The organism is Rhodopseudomonas sp. B29 (assembly GCF_000333455.1).
In the GTDB taxonomy this organism is placed as follows: domain Bacteria; phylum Pseudomonadota; class Alphaproteobacteria; order Rhizobiales; family Xanthobacteraceae; genus Rhodopseudomonas.
The window spans coordinates 1-17,041 of record NZ_BADD01000343.1 but is presented as its reverse complement, the minus strand read 5'-3'; the positions used below and the strand labels follow the sequence as shown (position 1 = coordinate 17,041).

Below are 17,041 nucleotides of genomic sequence, written 5' to 3'. Positions count from 1 at the left end.
AAAAGCTCTAGTCGAGGCCGGCGGCTTTGCGCAGTGCGGCATTGATCCTGTCCTGCCATCCCGGACCATCGGCCTGGAAGTGTTCCAGCACGGCCTGATCAATCCGCAGCGACACCATTTCGCGCACGCCTGGCAGTGCCTGACGCTGTGGCGGTGCTTCGACCGGCTTGGTCGTGGCCTTCTTGAATGCGGCTTCGGCCTCGGTACGCGCGTCGTTCAACGTGCGCGGGCGACGTGGCGGTTGGGACATTACGAACCTTTCACAGGATGCTGACGAAACGAGAGACAACGAATTGCCGACACGGCGGCTGCCGGGGCCGATGCCGCGTTGCCGCCAAAATCTCGCAACCGCACAAACTTGAAACTGCGCCGCTGGTGGGCCGAGCTCGGCGCTAAGCGATTGTAGTCGAGTCGGAAATCGTCCGTGGCGATTAGTTGTGGATGCCGTCGCCACGACTGCGGCGGCGTAACCGCTGTTTGCAATGCCATATCGAATTTCTCAAAAGAAACGCATTTGTGTTGCGACATCGTCAGAGTTCCGAGTGTATATTTCGCGCAACGGCGAGAGAATTCGTCGCTGGAAGCTTGATCGACAAAAGCTGAACGAGATGGATGAAGAGGAGGTCACGATGCCGGCGCTTGCTGAGATTGTCTCGACCAAAACCCCTCGTCCGGCCCCCCGTGGCAGCGAACTGCCCGCCTGCCCGGTTTGTGCCGACTCGATGATCGCGGCTGAAGCGTCTGCGTTCCTGACCGAGCATGTCGTAAGCTATCTGTGGACCTGCGATACGTGCGGGTACGGCTTCGTCACCAAGCATTCGATGAAGCGGATGACCTGTAACTGAGCAGGCCGAAGACCGCTTTGTAGTCAAATCTTTCAATCAGCGGCAGCACGCGTCATCGCGCGGCGATGTCGCCTTGCGCCCAGCCGGCTCGCGTCTGCTGCCGAAACTCTTCGAAACACCCTGATGCGATCGCAGCACGCGTGTCGCGCATCAGGTGCTGGTAGTACGCGATGTTGATCTCCGACAGCAGCATCGCGCCGAGTGTCTCGCCGGACTTCACCAGATGATGCAGATAGGCGCGTGAGCAGTTGCGGGTCGACGGCCAATCGCTCGACTCGTCGAGCGGACGCGGATCGTCGGCGTGGCGGGCGTTGCGCAGGTTCACTGGTCCGTATTTGGTGAACGCGACGCCGTGACGGCCGTTCCGGGTCGGCATCACGCAGTCGAACATGTCGATGCCGCGCGCGACGGCCTCGAGGATGTCCTCCGGGGTGCCGACGCCCATCAGATAGCGGGGCCGGTCTTGCGGCAGGATCGGTGCCGCCTCCTCGATCATCGCCAGCATCACCTCCTGCGGCTCGCCGACCGCGAGGCCGCCGATCGCATAGCCGTGAAAGCCGAGCTCGATCAGCCCATGCGCCGAGGCGTGACGCAGCTCAGGCACGTCGCCGCCCTGGACGATACCGAACAGCATGTGGCCCTCGGGCGCGCGCTCGAAGGCGCGCTTGCAACGTTCGGCCCAGCGCAGCGACAGTTGCATCGCGCGGTCGATGTCGGCGCGCTCCGCCGGCAGCCGCACGCATTCATCGAGCTGCATGGCAATGTCGCTGCCGAGCAGCAGCTGCACCTCGACGGCGCGCTCGGGCGACAGCTCGATCGCGGCACCGTCGATATGCGAGCGGAAGGTCACGGCCTGCTCGGTGACTTTGCGCAACTGCGCCAGCGACATCACCTGGAAGCCGCCGCTGTCGGTCAGCATTGGGCCATTCCAGGTGGTGAAGCGCTGCAGGCCGCCGAGCGCGGCGATGCGTTCGGCGCCTGGGCGCAGCATCAAATGATAGGTGTTGCCGAGCACGATATCGGCGCCGGCGTCGCGCACCTCGCGCCAATGCAGCCCCTTCATCGCGCCCGCGGTGCCGACCGGCATGAAGGCCGGCGTGCGCACGACGCCGTGCGGCGTCGTCAGCCGGCCGGTGCGGGCGGCACCGTCGCTGCCGAGCAATTCGAAATGATTGGGCACGGTCATTGGCGCGCGTCGTTCCGGAACAGCAGGCTGGCGTCGCCATAGGAGTAGAAGCGATAGCCGCCCGCAATGGCGTGGCGATACGCCGCCTGCATCGTCTCGAGGCCGCTGAACGCCGAGACCAGCATGAACAGTGTCGAGCGCGGCAGATGGAAATTGGTCATCAGCACGTCGACCGCGCGAAAGCGATAGCCCGGCGTGATGAAGATCGAGGTCTCGTCGGCGAATGGGGCGATGGTGCCGTCCTCGCGCGCAGCGCTTTCCAGCAGCCGCAGCGAGGTGGTGCCGACGGCGACGACGCGGCCGCCTTTGGCGCGGGCCGCGTTCAGCGCGTCGGCCGTCTGGCGGCTGATCGTGCCCCACTCGGCGTGCATCTTGTGTTCGGCCGTATCGTCCGCCTTCACCGGCAGGAACGTCCCTGCCCCGACATGCAGCGTGATCCGGTGCAGCCCGACGCTGCGCGCGGCCAGCGCGGCCTTGAGCGCCGGCGTGAAGTGCAGCCCGGCTGTGGGAGCCGCTACGGCACCCTCATGGGCGGCGAACATAGTCTGGTAGTCGTCGGCGTCCTGCGCGTCCGGAGCGCGCTTGGAGGCGATGTAGGGCGGCAGCGGCGTGGCGCCGAGCTCGGCGATCGCCTGGTCCAGCGTCGGACCGTGGAACGTGAACGCCAGCGTGACCTCGCCGGCCTCGCCCTTGGCCTCGACGGTGGCGTCGAGATGGCCGAGCAGACAAACGCGGCCATCATGGCCGAAGCGGACCACATCGCCTTCACTGAGCTTCTTGGCCGGCCGCACCAGTGCCTGCCAGCGCGAGCCGTCGAGCCGCTTGATCAAGGTGGCGTCGATCTTCGGCTCGGTCTCCCGGCCGATGCGGCGGCCGGAGAGCTGGGCGGCAATGACGCGGGTGTCGTTGACCACGAGCTGATCGCCGGGCGCCAGCAGGTCCGGCAGGTCACGCACGACGCGGTCCTCGACCGGAGCACCCGGACGCACCACCAACATCCGCGCGGAATCCCGCGGCGACACCGGGCGTAGCGCGATGTTATTCGCCGGCAGATCGAAGTCGAACAGATCGGTGCGCATGTTCCCAAATAAGTCATTGCCGGGCTCGACCCGGCAATCCATCCTCTCAGAAAGATGGATGCCCGGGTCAAGCCCGGGCATGACACCTTCTAGGTGGCAGCGTCAGCCTGACGAACCGACACCAGCAGCTCAAGCCGCCGCGTCGGCGGCCATGCTGGCCTTGACGATCTTGTCGGGGTTCTGCACCGGCTCGCCACGCTTGATCTTGTCGACGTTCTCCATGCCTTCGATCACCTTGCCCCAGACGGTGTACTGCTTGTCCAGGAAGCGGGCGTCGTCGAAGCAGATGAAGAACTGGCTGTCGCCGGAATCCGGGTTGGCGGCGCGCGCCATCGAGGCGGTGCCGCGGACGTGCGGCTCGGCGTTGAACTCGGCCTTGAGCTTCTTGCCCGAGCCGCCGGTGCCGGTGCCCTGCGGACAGCCGGTCTGGGCCATGAAGCCCTCGATGACGCGATGGAACACGATGCCGTCGTAGAAGCCTTCGCGCACCAGCTCCTTGATGCGGGCAACGTGGTTCGGCGCCAGATCGGGACGCATCTCGATCTTCACGGTGCCCTGGGTGGTGTCGAGGATCAGGATGTTGTCGTTGTCAGCCATGCTCTCTTCTCGTCTGGTTTGTTGGGATTGGATCTGCGGTCGTCGAACCGCAGCGTGAACGGACGTCCGGCGACGGCTCTGCCCATGCCTTCCGTGAAGTTCAGCGGCGTGCACCGCTGCAATGTTTCCATCACCGCGACCCGATAGGCCAGGCTGTCGGATCCCGGTGCGCTTTCGTAAGTGATCCGCGGCCTGCCGAGGATTGCCCCGTCACGGTTGAAGCTCACCAGCACCGTGATCTGCATCCCCGGATCGCCGCGAGCCAGTCGTGGCGGCCGCCAGCACTGCTTCAGCGCTGCGAACAGCTCCTTCAGATTGGTGACCTGTGTCGTCTGGCCGACCGCCGCGTCCGGCGCGGCGGCCGAGGCCGCGATCAGCGCGACGACGATCATTCGTCGGCGCGGCGTCATGGCGATCGTTACTTGATGTCCGAGGCGACTTGCACCTTCAGCATCTTGTCGGGATCGGCAACCGGCTCGCCGCGCTTGAGCTTGTCGACCACGTCCATGCCGGACACGACCTTGCCCACGACGGTGTACTTGCCGTTCAGGAACGAGCCGTCGGCGTACATGATGAAGAACTGCGAGTTGGCCGAGTTCGGATCGTTGGACCGTGCCATGCCGACGACGCCCCGGGTGAACGGCACGTTGGAGAATTCGGCGGTGAGGTTCGGATATTTCGAGCCGCCGGTGCCGTTGAAGTTCTTGCCGTCGCCGGTCTGCGCCATGAAGCCGTCGATGACGCGGTGAAACGGCACGTTGTTGTAGTAGCCGTCGCGGGCGAGCTGCTTGATGCGCTCGGCGTGCTTGGGCGCAATGTCCGGGCGCAGCGCGATGACGATGCGGCCCTTGTTGGTGTCGATGACGATGGCGTTCTGCTTGTCGAGATTGGCCGGCAGCGCCTGCCCGAAAGCAGGCAGCGCGAACACCAGCGCGGCGAAAAGGCCGAGGAGACGGATCATGGAAACTCCGGTTCGAAAAAGCCGGGACTAACCGGCGGCGAATTTCGTCTTGAGGCTGGACGCGACCTCGGCCGGCACGAACGCCGAAACGTCGCCGCCCATGGCAGCGATCTGCCGCACCAGTGTGGCGGTGATCGGGCGTACACGGGCCGAAGCCGGCACGAACACGGTATGCACTTCCGGCGCCATGGTCTCGTTCATGCCGGCGATCTGCATTTCGTAATCGAGATCAGTGCCGTCTCGCAGCCCGCGGATCATGATGGTGGCACCGATCTGCTGCGCCGCCGTGACCGTCAAGTTGTCGTAAGTCATGCAATCGAAACCGCAGCCGGCCGCCTGCGCGACCGGCGCAAACACCGAACGCACCATCGCCAGCCGTTCTTCGGTCGAATACAGCGGCTTCTTGCTCGGCTGAATGCCGATCGCCACCACCAGCCTGTCGCACAGCGCGACCGCATGGCGAACGACATCGAGGTGACCGTTGGTGACCGGGTCGAACGAGCCGGGATACAGCGCAATACGGGACATCCGCCCCGTCTAGCGCGCCGACGTTTTGCCCGCAAGTCGCGGAAGTTCCGCCGGATCCGCCACGGCGACGGGATTTATTTCGCAGCGCGGATCGAACCGGATCGGCACCTCGCGCGTAGTACTCGCGACAGGGCGAGACGACTGAAATTATTGCGGTTTTCGCCGCCATTGTTTCGTCGTCCTGGTCTGACGAAACACTCGTCGCGAACGACGAAACGCTTTTTCGGGAGTGACGAAGACATCCGGAAACCGCGGCTGTCTACACCGGCAGCAACAGGACGCGACAAAACAACCGGGCCGCAAAAGGCCGAAAATGACAGGGGACCGTCATGATCAAGGCTCTTTCCGCCATCACCGTCGCAGCTTTTGTGGCTGCCGCCCTCACCATTCTGCCGGGCTTTGCACCGCGCGTCGAAGCCAGCGTTCCGGCTCCGCTCGCCAAGGCCGACCGCCTCGACATCCGCCCGCTCGGCACCGCATGCTCCGAGCAGGCCTGGCCGAATTTCGAGGCTTCCTGCCTGCGCAACGCCAAGTCGCGCACCGCCCCGGTGAGCGAAGCCCGCCTGATCACGGCTCGCTGATCCGGAACCACGAAACCCGATCGCCGCCTCGACGTTATTAATTCGAACCCCCGGCGCTTTCCTCCAAGAGCGCTCACTCGAAGACCCCCGAGATGCCCCCTCGGGGGTCTTTCGATTCCGACGTCTGGATTCTCATCGTCATTGCGAGCGCAGCGAAGCCATCCAGCTCCGCACACAGGGCTGGATTGCTTCGCCTTCGGCTCGCAATGACGTAGATAGTTGAGTTGCTAAGTAACAAGGACAACGCAGAGCAGCTATCGCCGCCCTACCCGCCGTTGCCGCCCTCGCCCTCTTCGGTCTCCGAAATGTGCTCGACCGACACCACCTTCTCATCGTCGGCGGTGTCGAACACGATCACGCCCTGGGTCGAGCGGCCGGCGACGCGGATGCCTTCGACCGGGCAGCGGATCAACTGGCCGGCGTCGGTCACCAGCATGATCTGGTCACTATCCTCGACCGGGAATGACGCCACCAGCTTGCCGTTGCGGCTGTTCACCGACATCGCGCCGATGCCTTTGCCGCCGCGGCCGGTGGTGCGGTACTCGTAGGATGAGGTCCGCTTGCCGTAGCCGTTTTCCGAGATCGTCAGCACGAACTGCTCGGCTGCCGACATTTCCACGTAGCGCTGTTCACCGAGCTCGATGGAGCTGGCCGACACATCCTCGGCCTCGGCGCTGACGGCTTCGTCCTCGACCGCCGCCCGATCCTCCGCCCCGCCCCGTCGCACCGCGTTGGCACGTCGCAGATAGGCGGCGCGTTCGTCCGAGGTGGCATCGAGATGGCGCAGGATAGACAGCGAGATCACCTTGTCGCCGGAGGCGAGCGCGATGCCGCGCACGCCCATCGAGGTACGGCCGCTGAACACGCGGACGTCCGGCACCGGGAAGCGGATGCACTGGCCACCGGCAGCGGTCAGCAGCACGTCGTCGCGCTCGGTGCAGATCTGGACGTCGACGATCGCTTCGCCGTCGTCGAGCTTCATCGCGATGATGCCGGAGCGGCGGACATCGACGAAGTCGGACAGCTTGTTGCGGCGGACGTTGCCGCCGGTGGTGGCGAACATCACGTCGAGATTGGCCCAGGACTCCTCGTCCTCGGGCAGCGGCATGATCGTGGTGATCCGCTCGCCCTGCTCCAGCGGCAGGATGTTGATCAACGCCTTGCCGCGGCCGTTGGGCGGCGCGATCGGCAGCCGCCAGACCTTCTCCTTGTAGACCTGACCGCGCGACGAGAAGAACAGCACCGGCGTGTGCGTCGAGGCGACGAACAGCCGGGAGACGAAATCCTCCTCGCGCGTCGCCATGCCGGAGCGGCCCTTGCCGCCGCGGCGCTGCGCTCGATAGGTCGACAGCGGCACGCGCTTGACGTAGCCGGCGTGCGACACGGTCACCACCATGTCCTCACGCTGGATGAGGTCTTCGTCTTCGACCTCGCCTTCCTGCTCGATAATCTGCGTCTTGCGCGGCGTAGCAAACTCCGCTTTCACAGCGCCCAGTTCGTCCTTGACGATGGTCTGCACGCGCGCGCGCGAACGCAGGATTTCGAGATAGTCGGCGATCTCGAGCGCAAGCTTGTCGAGTTCGTCGGAGATTTCCTCACGGCCCAGCGCGGTGAGGCGCTGCAGGCGCAGGTCGAGGATGGCCTTGGCCTGTTCGAACGACAGCCTTGCGGTGCCGTCCGGATTGAGCTTGTGGCGCGGATCGTCGATCAGCGTGATCATCGTCGCGACGTCGGCTGCCGGCCAGTCGCGCGACATCAGCGTTTCGCGCGCCGTGTTCGGATCGGGCGAATTGCGGATCACCCTGATGATTTCGTCGATATTCGCCACCGCGATGGCGAGGCCGACCAGGATGTGGGCGCGGTCCCGTGCCTTGTTGAGCAGAAACTTGGTGCGGCGGGTAACGACCTGCTCGCGGAACGCGACGAAGACCTTCAGCAGGTCTTTCAGATTCATCAGCTGCGGCCGGCCGCCGTCGAGCGCCACCATGTTGGCACCGAAATTGGTCTGCAGCGGCGTGAATTTGTAGAGCTGGTTCAGCACCACGTCCGGCACCGCATCGCGGCGTAGTTCGATCACGACGCGAAAGCCGTCGCGATCGGATTCGTCGCGCAGATCGGAGATGCCCTCGATCTTCTTCTCGCGCACCAGCTCGGCGATGCGCTCGACCATGGTGGCCTTGTTCACCTGGTACGGGATCTCCGAGACGATGATCGCCTCGCGATCCTTGCGCACGGTCTCGATCTCGACCTTGCCGCGCATCACGATCGACCCGCGGCCGGTCTGATACGCGCTGCGGATGCCGGCACGGCCGAGGATGATGCCGCCGGTCGGAAAGTCCGGCCCCGGAATAATGGCGTTGAGATCCTCGATCGACAGCGCCGGATCGTCGATCAGCGCGATACAGGCATCGATGACTTCGCCGAGATTGTGCGGCGGGATGTTGGTGGCCATGCCGACCGCGATGCCGCCGGCGCCGTTGACGAGCAGGTTCGGAAACTTCGCCGGCAGAACCTGCGGCTCCCGCTCGGAGCCGTCGTAGTTGGGCTGGAAGTCGACCGTATCCTTGTCGATGTCGTCGAGCAGGGACTGCGCGATCTTTGTCAAGCGGGATTCGGTGTAGCGCATCGCCGCCGGCATATCGCCATCGACGGAACCGAAATTGCCCTGGCCGTCGATCAGCGGCACGCGCATCGAGAAGTCCTGCGCCATGCGGACCAGCGCGTCGTAAACCGACTGGTCGCCATGCGGGTGATACTTACCGATGACGTCGCCGACGGTGCGGGCCGACTTGCGATACGGCTTGTTCCACTCGAAGCCGTTCTCGTACATGCCGTAGAGAATGCGCCGGTGCACCGGCTTCAAACCGTCACGCGCGTCGGGCAACGCCCGCGCCACGATCACGCTCATCGCGTAATCGAGGTAGCTGCGCTTCATCTCGTCGAGAATGGATACGGGGCGGATGTCGGAGGGCGCCTGCGGCTCCCCCGGCTTCTCGTCGTCTTTGTCGGACAAGTGTGAAATCCGGTCAGATTCTGGTGCGAATCATATAGCGCATCGAGACCTGCCGAACCACCCTTGCGGGCCGCTTTTCGCAGGTTTTTCCGCTCGAAATTCCAAGCACTTAAGACTAGTTTCCGAAGACCGCTTCAGTCCTGCCGCGGCACTGCGCTAAAGCGCGTGACGACAGCGTCGCGCTTGTTGTCTTCGACCCGCACCGTCATGGCGTAGTGGCCATCCTGCAGCTCCTTGGACAGCACCTCTGTGTTTCGGTGAAGCCAGCTCACGCCGGCGCCATCGCCGGCATCGATGGTCAGCTCCAGCACCGCGCGCTTGGCCGCAAGCCGCGCTTCGATCGCCAGCAGCAGATCGTCCAGCCCCTCGCCGCTCACGGCCGACACCAGGAAGCACGGATGCTCGGAGGTCCGCCGCGCCACGATGTTAGTCAGCTCTTCGCGTTGCTCGGGCGAGAAGCGATCGATCTTGTTCCAGACCTCGATGACGCGGTCGCCCGCTTCGGCATCGACGCCGAGCTGGCGCAACACCGCATCGACGTCGCGCTGCTGCGCTTCCGCATCGTCGTGGCTGATGTCGCGGACGTGCAAGATCAGATCGGCTTCCAGCACCTCCTCCAGCGTCGCACGGAAGGCAGCGACGAGTTGGGTCGGCAGGTTGGAAATGAAGCCGACGGTGTCGGACAGCATCGCCTTGCCGCCATGCGGCAACTGGATCGCACGCAGCGTCGGATCGAGCGTCGCGAACAGCATGTCGGCGGCCGTCACTTCGGCCCGGGTCATGCGGTTGAACAGCGTCGATTTACCGGCATTAGTGTAGCCGACCAGCGCGACGACGCGATACGGCACACGCTTGCGGCCGGCGCGGTGCAGCCGTCGCGTCGCCTGAACCTTCTTCAGCTCGTTCTCGAGCCGTGTGATGCGATCGCCGATTAGCCGGCGGTCGGCCTCGATCTGGGTCTCGCCGGGGCCACCCATGAAACCGAAGCCGCCGCGCTGGCGCTCCAGGTGGGTCCAGGAGCGAACGAGCCGCGAGCGCTGATAGTTGAGATGCGCCAGCTCGACCTGCAGCGAGCCTTCCTTGGTCTTGGCGCGGCGGCCGAAGATTTCCAGGATGAGGCCGGTGCGATCGAGCACCTTGGTGTTCCAGGCTTTCTCGAGATTGCGCTGCTGGATGGGCGACAGCGCGCAATCCATCACGACGAGATCCGCGCCGTGGCCGGCGATGACACCCGCGATATCCTCGACCTTGCCCTTCCCGAGATAGGTCGCCGGCCGGATCTGGCTGATCGGCGTCAACACCGCTTCCGCGACGTCGAGATCGATCGCGCGCGCAAGGCCCGCCGCTTCGTCGAGACGAGCCTCGTTGTCACGCACCATCCGGCTGTCGTCCGCCTCGGCATCGCCGCGGCGGACGCGCAGATACGGTCCGACCACGATGACGCGGCCGGTCTGCCCTTCCGCCGGCTTTGGCCGGTCGGCGTCTCCGCCGAAGCTACGGGGTTCCAATCAGAACCGTCTCAAGCTGCAGTGTCCTCACCGCCTTCGAACAACTGGATCGGCGCACCCGGCATGATCGTCGAAATCGCATGCTTGTAGACGAGCTGCGAGTGGCCATCGCGCCGAAGCAAAAGACAGAAATTATCGAACCAAGTGACAATGCCTTGCAATTTGACGCCGTTCACCAGGAATATGGTGAGAGGTGTCTTGGTCTTGCGTACGTGATTGAGGAAAGTGTCCTGAAGGTTTTGTGCGCGGTCTGCCGCCATTTTTTTGTCCCGCTGGTTTGGGTCTTTTCTTGCCGGGTGCGCCTCTTTGTGAGGCTTCACACCGGTTGCCGGCTTCCTGAGTTCCCCCTCTGAAAACCGACAAACTCCGATTAGAGGCTACGCATGCTGTTTAAGCAAGCAGCTAAACACCGAAGCTGTGCCGGGATTGCAACAGCGCCTTAAGAAAGCACTGCAAAATCGTGGAAGGACTCGCGCAAACGCTTGGCGACGGCGCCTGGCTTACCGTTTCCGATCGAATGACCATCGATCGCCACCACCGGCATCACGATCATACTTGCTGCAGTGACGAAGGCTTCGGCGGCGTCGGCCGCCTCGGCCGGCGTGAACGGCCGTTCTTCGAAGCGAATCTGCAGCTTCTCGAATGCGTCGATGAGCACGCTGCGGGTGATGCCGGCCAGAATGCCGGACTGAGCCGAGCGGGTCACCACCCGGCCATCCTTTGTGACGATCCATGCATTGCTGGACGAGCCTTCGGTGACATAGCCATGCGGATCGACGTACCAGGCCTCATAGGCCCCGGCATCACGCGCCGCCTGCTTGGCCAGCACGTTGGGCAGCAGCGCAGTCGATTTGATGTCGACGCGCGGCCAGCGGTTCTCCGGCAGCGTGATCACCTTGATGCCGCGCGCCGCATTGTCCTTGCCCTTCGCCGGATCGAGGCTGCGCGCCGTCACCACCACGGCGGGCCGTACTGGCTTGGTCGGAAAGCCATGGTCGCGACGGGCAACGCCGCGCGTCACCTGCAGATAGACGATACCGTGCTGCACCCGGTTGCGCCGCACAACCTCGTGCAGCACGACGCTCAGCGACGCGAGCGGCATCGGCATCGCAATGCGGAGTTCATGCAGCGAGCGCTCCAAGCGGGCCATATGGCGCGGCTGGTCGACCAGCTTGCCGTAGCGCACTTCGCAGACTTCATAGACGCCGTCGGCGAACTGATAGCCGCGATCCTCGATGTTCACGCTGGCGTCGCGCATGTCGCGATAGCGGCCGTTGACATAGGCGATGCGAGACATCGAGTACTTCCGGTGATGCGATGACGACGAGAAATCAGCCTACGCCGAGCGCCTTGAGCTTGCGATGCAGCGCCGAGCGCTCCATGCCGACGAATTCGGCGGTGCGCGAGATGTTGCCGGAGAAGCGGCTGATCTGCGCGATCAGATAGTCGCGCTCGAACGCTTCGCGGGCTTCGCGCAGCGGCAGACCCATGATGTGCTCGCCATTGGCACCGGTCGGCATCGTCGGCACCATCGAGCCCACGTCTTGCGGCAGCATGTCGGCGGTGATCACCGCGTCCGGACCGCCGCCGGCCAGGATCATCAAGCGTTCGACGTTGTTGCGGAGCTGGCGAACGTTGCCGGGCCAGACATGCGATTGCAGCACCGCCATCGCATCCTGACCGATCTGCCGCTTCGGCAGACCGGTGGCCAGCGAGATCTGCTCCATGAAGTACTCGATCAGCTCGGGAATGTCCTCGCGCCGCTCCGACAGCGGCGGCACTCGGATCGGTACCACCGACAGCCGGTGATACAGGTCTTCGCGGAAGCGTCCGCCGGCGATTTCTTCCTCGAGATTGCGCGCGGTCGACGAGATGATACGAACGTCGACGCTGACCTTGGCGGTGCCGCCCGAGCGCTGGAAGGTCTGCTCGACCAGAACGCGCATGATCTTGTTTTGAGTCTCGCGCGGCATGTCGGCGATTTCGTCGATGAACAGCGAGCCGCCATGCGCCTCTTCGAGCGCACCGGCTTTGCGCGACTGCTCGCCGTTGGAAGCCTCGACGCCGAACAGCTCGATCTCCATACGCTCCGGCGTGATCGCTGCGGCGTTGATCACCACGAACGGACCGTCGGCGCGGGGCGATGCGTTGTGCAGCGTGCGCGCGGCCAGCTCCTTGCCGGAGCCCGACGGGCCCACGATCAGGATGCGGCTGTTGGCCTTGGAGGCGCGGTCGATGGTCTGGCGGAGCTGGTTCATGCAGGCCGAGCGGCCCATCAGCGTCGAGGCCGACGGCGCCTGCTGTTTCAGCTCGCGCACCTCGCGCTTCAGCCGCAGATTCTCCAGCGCGCGGTTCGCCACCAGGATCAGGCGGTCGGACTTGAAAGGCTTTTCGATGAAGTCATAGGCGCCACGCTTGATGGCGGCGACCGCGGTTTCGATGTTGCCGTGGCCCGAGATCATCACGACAGGCACTTCGGCATGGTCTTTCTTGATCTGCTCGAGCAGCTGCAGACCGTCGAGCTTGGAGCCCTGCAGCCAGATGTCGAGGAAGATCATGTGCGGCCGACGGCTGGCAATCTCGGCCATCGCCGAATCGCTGTCGCGCGCAGTGCGGGTCGAAAAACCTTCGTCTTCGAGAATGCCGGCGACGAGATCGCGGATATCCGCTTCGTCGTCGACGATAAGAATGTCGTTCGCCATTGAGTCGCCCTTGGTTCAGCCGCCCGAGGCGGCCGCTATCCTTGGTTCGTTGTCGGCCTGTGGGTTAGGTTCAGCGTTGCCCGGCGGAGTCACGGGCTGGCCGGAATTCGCAAATCGCAAGCGTAGCCAAGCACCACGCTGGCCCGGCCGGATCGCGGATGCGTCGTTGAGTTCGATGCCGCCGCCATGATCGACCAGCACGCGGCCGACGATCGCCAGTCCGAGGCCGGTGCCTTTCTCGCGGGTCGTGACATACGGCTCGAGCAAGCGCGAGCGGCTTTCCTTGGGCAATCCGACGCCATTATCGATGACATCGATGATGACGTCGTCGCCGTCGCGGTCAGCCACGACTTCGATCTTGCCCTTGCCGAGTTCTTCCGGCGGCACCGCTTCGATCGCCTCGGCGGCGTTCTTGATGATGTTGGTCAGGGCCTGCGAGATCAGCCGGCGGTCGAACCGCGCGCGCAGCGGATCCTGCTTGATACCGGCCTCGATATCGACCTCCGGATGACCGACGCGCATCAGGAACACCACCTGCCGCACGGTGTCGGCGACGTCCTCACCCTCGATCACCGGCTTGGGCATCCGTGCGAAGCGCGAGAACTCGTCGACCATGCGGCGGATGTCGTCGACCTGGCGGACGATCGTGTCGGTGCACTGCTCGAAGATGCCCTTGTCTTCGACGATCACCTTGCCGAATTTGCGTTTGATGCGCTCGGCCGAGAGCTGGATCGGGGTCAGCGGATTTTTGATCTCGTGCGCGATGCGGCGCGCCACGTCGCCCCAGGCCGAGGTCCGCTGCGCGGTGACGAGTTCGGTGATGTCGTCGAGCGTGATGATGTAGCTGTCGCGGGCGTGGGCGGTCTGCTCTGCCGTGACGCGGACCGAGAGATTCCGTTCGCGGCCGTCGCGGGTGATGGTGATCTGCCCCTGCACCAGCCGCTGCGATCCCTCGCGCGCCGTACGCATCATTTCGTCGAGTTCGGGGATCACATCCGACAGCGGATGGCCGAGGGTCTCGGATTCCGAATGACCGATCAGCTTCTCGGCCGAGCGGTTGAGGATGCCGATCGACAGCGCGCCATCGACGCCGATGATGCCCGCCGAGGCCGAGGACAATACCGCCTCGATGAACCGTCGCCGGCTGTCGATCAGTTCGCTGGCGCTGACCAGTTCGTCGCGCTGGGTGCGCAGCTCCTGGGTCATCTTGTTGAAGGTCTCGCCGAGCTGCGACAGATCGCCCTCGGTCTTCATCACAGGCACCTGGACATGCAGGTCGCCGGTCGAGACCAGGTTGGCGGCACTCATCAGCCGCCGGATCGGCGCCACCAGCCAGTTCGCGAAGTTCAAGCCGATCAGCACCGACGACATCAGCACCGTCAGCGCGATCACGGTGAACATCAGCGCAAACGCGACCTGGATGCCGAGCCGGCGCGATTCGAGCTCGGCATATTCGGCGACGCTGGCCTGGGTCTGGCGCAACTGCGCGACGACGCGCGGGTCGAGCAGCCGCGCGACATAGAGGAACGTGTCCTCGAAGCCCTTCAGCCGGATCACCGCGGCGACGTAGTTGGCCTCGATGAACACCGCGATCTGCGGCTCTTTCTCATCGACATTCTTGAGGAATTCCGGCGCCGGCACGTCGAAGTCGCGCTGAATGCCTGTCTGTGCCGATTCCAGGATGTGGCGATCTTTGTCGATGATCATCGCGCCCGGCAGATTGCGCGACGCCGCGCTGGAGTTCAGGTACTCGCGGAAGGATTTGCGATCCTGATCGAACAATGGGCGGGCATGGCTGATGTCGTTGGCCATGCCGATGATGTCGCCACGGATCAGCTGGGCATGCTCGTGCAGATAGGCATTGGCGACGATCAGCGAGTTCTGAATCACCGCCCGGGTCGGCCCTGAGAAAAGACGATCGAGGCCGCGGTCGAGCGTGACGTTGGCGACGATCGAAACCAGCACCGCAGGGAGCACCGCGATCACCGAGAACAGGCTGACGATCTGAACGTGCAGCCGCGCCGCCGCTCGCCCCCGCCGACGCGCCTGCACCACCTGCCAGACCTCACGCGCGATGATCGCCAGCAGCAGCAGGATTGTCGCGCCATTGATCAGCAGGAACGTGACCACTACGTCGCGCGTCGGCTCAATCGGGGTCAGGCCGGTCAGGACGACGAAGGTCAGGAAGGCAGAGAACAGCGCAACGCCGACCGCGAGCGGCGCCAGCAGCTTGCGCCAGGTGCGCAAGCGTGGCTCTGCGATCGACGGGTCAACGGGTTGGCTCGACGTCTCTGCGCTCGTCATCTGCAATGATCAATGAATGCCGCCGGCTGCCCCAACGTGGGCGCCGGGTGATGCATTCCTACAACAATGTTGCTCAATTACGACAATATCGCGGCGCCCGAGCTCCTCCAGCTCGGGCGATTACGCAGTCAGCAATGAATAGACTTGCTCCAGCGTCTCAGCCGCCGGTGCGATAGACTTGGATATCGAGGTCGCGAATCTTCTTCCGCAGCGTGTTTCGGTTGAGTCCGAGCAGATCGGCGGCCCTGATCTGGTTGCCCCGCGTGGCCGCCAGAGCGGCCGTGAGCAGCGGCACTTCGATCTCGCGCAGCACGCGATGGTAGAGACCGGGCGGCGGCACGCCGTTGGGAAAGCCGGAGAAGTGCGAGGACAGATACATCTCGACCGCACCGCCGAGGTTATCCACAGTGTTCGGCGCGCTGCTGCCGGAGACCACCGCCGGCGGCGCCAACTCGCCATCGATGACAGAGGCGGTAATCACCTCCTGCGGGTAAAGCGCCGCGAGCCTGCGGGCCAAATTCTCCAACTCGCGGACATTGCCCGGCCAGCGATGCTGCTTGAGCCGCTCGAGCGCCGCGGCGTCGAGCTTCTTGGCCGGCAAGCCATCCTTTTCGGCCAATGCGAAGAAGTGCCGGACCAGATCCGGCAAATCCTCGATGTGCTCGCGCAGCGGGGGCAGCCGCAGCGGCACGACATTGAGTCGGAAGAACAGATCTTCGCGGAACAGCCCCTGCTGGATCAGGATGCGCAGATCCTTGTTGGAGGCAGCGACGATCCGCACGTCGGTCTTGATCGGGGTGCGGCCGCCGACGGTGGTGTACTCGCCCTGCTGCAGCACCCGCAGCAGCCGGGTCTGCGCTTCCATCGGCATGTCGCCGATTTCGTCGAGGAACAGCGTGCCGCCTTCCGCCTGCTCGAAGCGGCCGGACGCACGGGTGTTGGCGCCGGTGAAGGCGCCGCGCTCGTGGCCGAACAATTCCGACTCGATCAGGTCGCGCGGGATCGCCGCCATGTTGACGGCGACGAACGGGCCATTACGCCGCTTGCCGTAATCGTGCAGCGCACGCGACACCAGTTCCTTGCCGGTCCCCGACTCGCCAGAAATCATCACTGTCAGATCGGTCTGCATCAGCCGCGCCAGCACGCGGTAGATTTCCTGCATCGCCGGCGAGCGTCCGATCAGCGGGATCGAATCCATCTCGGCCTCGTCGGCCTGATTGCTGAGCCGCTCCTTGGGCTCGGCGAGAGCGCGGCCGACGATCGCGATCAACTCCTTCAAGTCGAACGGCTTCGGCAGATACTCGTACGCACCGCGCTCGGAGGCGCGGATCGCCGTCATGAAGGTGTTCTGCGCGCTCATCACGATGACCGGCAGGTTCGGCCGCATCTTCTTGATCCGCGGCAGCAGATCGAACGCGTTCTCGTCCGGCATCACGACGTCGGTGATGACGAGATCGCCCTCACCCTGACTGACCCAGCGCCACAGCGTCGCGGCGTTACCGGTCAGCCGAACCTCATAACCGGCGCGCGAGAGCGCCTGATTGAGCACCGTGCGGATGGCGGTGTCGTCGTCAGCGACGAGAATACTACCTACGGGCATTACTCGGTCCTCATCTTGCAGTCTCTGAGGCAGCAGACGACGCCGGCGCGTCCTCGCCGTTCATTGGATTGAGCGCCTTGACGCTGTTGAACGTCGGCATCAGCACGCGGAACGTAGTTTGCGCGGCTGCGACTCAC

General features: G+C 64.4%; 16 protein-coding genes. 2 read left to right on the top strand and 14 right to left on the bottom strand.

Going from position 1 to position 17,041, the window contains the following annotated elements:
* Nucleotides 1-7 precede the first annotated feature (7 nt).
* Nucleotides 8-250, bottom strand: a complete 243-nt coding sequence (locus I5M_RS12355; protein ID WP_022721689.1) for a BrnA antitoxin family protein — start codon at nt 248-250, stop codon at nt 8-10.
* 379 nt (nt 251-629) lie between these two features.
* Between I5M_RS12355 and I5M_RS12350 the strand changes: the two genes are divergently transcribed.
* Nucleotides 630-845, top strand: coding sequence for a hypothetical protein (locus tag I5M_RS12350; protein ID WP_031336177.1), 216 nt, complete (start codon nt 630-632; stop codon nt 843-845).
* 52 nt (nt 846-897) lie between these two features.
* Here I5M_RS12350 and tgt read toward each other — a convergent pair whose 3' ends face one another.
* From tgt to coaD, 6 genes are all read right to left on the bottom strand, one after another.
* Nucleotides 898-2,031 carry a tRNA guanosine(34) transglycosylase Tgt gene (gene tgt / locus I5M_RS12345; protein ID WP_022721688.1) on the bottom strand — a complete coding sequence of 378 codons (1,134 nt, stop codon included), beginning with the start codon at nt 2,029-2,031 and terminating at the stop codon, nt 898-900.
* Nucleotides 2,028-3,110 (bottom strand): tRNA preQ1(34) S-adenosylmethionine ribosyltransferase-isomerase QueA, encoded by a 1,083-nt coding sequence (queA, locus tag I5M_RS12340; protein ID WP_031336176.1) that lies wholly within the window; start codon nt 3,108-3,110, stop codon nt 2,028-2,030. The genes tgt and queA overlap by 4 nt, the downstream gene beginning before the upstream one ends.
* A 129-nt stretch (nt 3,111-3,239) precedes the next feature.
* Nucleotides 3,240-3,707, bottom strand: a complete 468-nt coding sequence (locus tag I5M_RS12335; RefSeq protein WP_022721686.1) for a peptidylprolyl isomerase — start codon at nt 3,705-3,707, stop codon at nt 3,240-3,242.
* Nucleotides 3,683-4,117: a hypothetical protein gene (locus tag I5M_RS12330; RefSeq protein WP_022721685.1), complete on the bottom strand. Its 435-nt coding sequence runs from the start codon at nt 4,115-4,117 to the stop codon at nt 3,683-3,685. Before I5M_RS12330 ends, I5M_RS12335 begins: the two co-directional genes overlap by 25 nt.
* 8 nt (nt 4,118-4,125) lie before the next feature.
* Nucleotides 4,126-4,668 carry a peptidylprolyl isomerase gene (locus tag I5M_RS12325; protein ID WP_022721684.1) on the bottom strand — a complete coding sequence of 181 codons (543 nt, stop codon included), beginning with the start codon at nt 4,666-4,668 and terminating at the stop codon, nt 4,126-4,128.
* Between the two features lie 27 nt (nt 4,669-4,695).
* Complete coding sequence (gene coaD / locus I5M_RS12320; protein ID WP_022721683.1) at nt 4,696-5,196, bottom strand: pantetheine-phosphate adenylyltransferase; 501 nt, start codon at nt 5,194-5,196, stop codon at nt 4,696-4,698.
* 329 nt (nt 5,197-5,525) lie between these two features.
* Here coaD and I5M_RS12315 point away from each other — a divergent pair, with 329 nt between their 5' ends.
* The gene (locus I5M_RS12315) at nt 5,526-5,777 is read left to right on the top strand and encodes a hypothetical protein (RefSeq protein ID WP_022721682.1); all 252 of its coding nucleotides are present in this window, start codon (nt 5,526-5,528) and stop codon (nt 5,775-5,777) included.
* 265 nt (nt 5,778-6,042) lie between these two features.
* Here I5M_RS12315 and gyrA read toward each other — a convergent pair whose 3' ends face one another.
* The 7 genes from gyrA to ntrC all read right to left on the bottom strand — a co-directional run bounded on the left by gyrA (nt 6,043) and on the right by ntrC (nt 16,904).
* Entirely contained in the window at nt 6,043-8,790 is a 2,748-nt protein-coding gene (gene gyrA, locus I5M_RS12310) for a DNA gyrase subunit A (RefSeq protein ID WP_022721681.1), read from the bottom strand.
* A 134-nt stretch (nt 8,791-8,924) separates the two neighbouring features.
* Entirely contained in the window at nt 8,925-10,298 is a 1,374-nt protein-coding gene (hflX, locus tag I5M_RS12305) for a GTPase HflX (RefSeq protein ID WP_022721680.1), read from the bottom strand.
* Between the two features lie 11 nt (nt 10,299-10,309).
* Nucleotides 10,310-10,558: an RNA chaperone Hfq gene (hfq, locus tag I5M_RS12300; protein ID WP_031336174.1), complete on the bottom strand. Its 249-nt coding sequence runs from the start codon at nt 10,556-10,558 to the stop codon at nt 10,310-10,312.
* A gap of 179 nt (nt 10,559-10,737) precedes the next feature.
* Complete coding sequence (locus tag I5M_RS12295) at nt 10,738-11,595, bottom strand: D-amino-acid transaminase (protein WP_022721678.1); 858 nt, start codon at nt 11,593-11,595, stop codon at nt 10,738-10,740.
* A gap of 34 nt (nt 11,596-11,629) precedes the next feature.
* The gene (locus tag I5M_RS12290; RefSeq protein ID WP_022721677.1) at nt 11,630-13,000 is read right to left on the bottom strand and encodes a sigma-54 dependent transcriptional regulator; all 1,371 of its coding nucleotides are present in this window, start codon (nt 12,998-13,000) and stop codon (nt 11,630-11,632) included.
* Between the two features lie 15 nt (nt 13,001-13,015).
* Entirely contained in the window at nt 13,016-15,304 is a 2,289-nt protein-coding gene (locus tag I5M_RS12285) for a PAS domain-containing sensor histidine kinase (RefSeq protein ID WP_022721676.1), read from the bottom strand.
* A gap of 157 nt (nt 15,305-15,461) precedes the next feature.
* Nucleotides 15,462-16,904, bottom strand: a complete 1,443-nt coding sequence (ntrC, locus tag I5M_RS12280; protein WP_022721675.1) for a nitrogen regulation protein NR(I) — start codon at nt 16,902-16,904, stop codon at nt 15,462-15,464.
* Nucleotides 16,905-17,041 lie beyond the last annotated feature (137 nt).

Excerpts from the sequence above, each read along its gene's own strand:
- I5M_RS12355 (WP_022721689.1), bottom strand. The coding sequence starts at position 250 with ATGTCCCAACCGCCACGTCGCCCGCGCACGTTGAACGACGCGCGTACC.
- I5M_RS12350 (WP_031336177.1), top strand. The coding sequence starts at position 630 with ATGCCGGCGCTTGCTGAGATTGTCTCGACCAAAACCCCTCGTCCGGCC.
- tgt (WP_022721688.1), bottom strand. The coding sequence starts at position 2,031 with ATGACCGTGCCCAATCATTTCGAATTGCTCGGCAGCGACGGTGCCGCC.
- queA (WP_031336176.1), bottom strand. The coding sequence starts at position 3,110 with ATGCGCACCGATCTGTTCGACTTCGATCTGCCGGCGAATAACATCGCG.
- I5M_RS12335 (WP_022721686.1), bottom strand. The coding sequence starts at position 3,707 with ATGGCTGACAACGACAACATCCTGATCCTCGACACCACCCAGGGCACC.
- I5M_RS12330 (WP_022721685.1), bottom strand. The coding sequence starts at position 4,117 with ATGACGCCGCGCCGACGAATGATCGTCGTCGCGCTGATCGCGGCCTCG.
- I5M_RS12325 (WP_022721684.1), bottom strand. The coding sequence starts at position 4,668 with ATGATCCGTCTCCTCGGCCTTTTCGCCGCGCTGGTGTTCGCGCTGCCT.
- coaD (WP_022721683.1), bottom strand. The coding sequence starts at position 5,196 with ATGTCCCGTATTGCGCTGTATCCCGGCTCGTTCGACCCGGTCACCAAC.
- I5M_RS12315 (WP_022721682.1), top strand. The coding sequence starts at position 5,526 with ATGATCAAGGCTCTTTCCGCCATCACCGTCGCAGCTTTTGTGGCTGCC.
- hfq (WP_031336174.1), bottom strand. The coding sequence starts at position 10,558 with ATGGCGGCAGACCGCGCACAAAACCTTCAGGACACTTTCCTCAATCAC.
- I5M_RS12295 (WP_022721678.1), bottom strand. The coding sequence starts at position 11,595 with ATGTCTCGCATCGCCTATGTCAACGGCCGCTATCGCGACATGCGCGAC.
- I5M_RS12290 (WP_022721677.1), bottom strand. The coding sequence starts at position 13,000 with ATGGCGAACGACATTCTTATCGTCGACGACGAAGCGGATATCCGCGAT.
- I5M_RS12285 (WP_022721676.1), bottom strand. The coding sequence starts at position 15,304 with ATGACGAGCGCAGAGACGTCGAGCCAACCCGTTGACCCGTCGATCGCA.
- ntrC (WP_022721675.1), bottom strand. The coding sequence starts at position 16,904 with ATGCCCGTAGGTAGTATTCTCGTCGCTGACGACGACACCGCCATCCGC.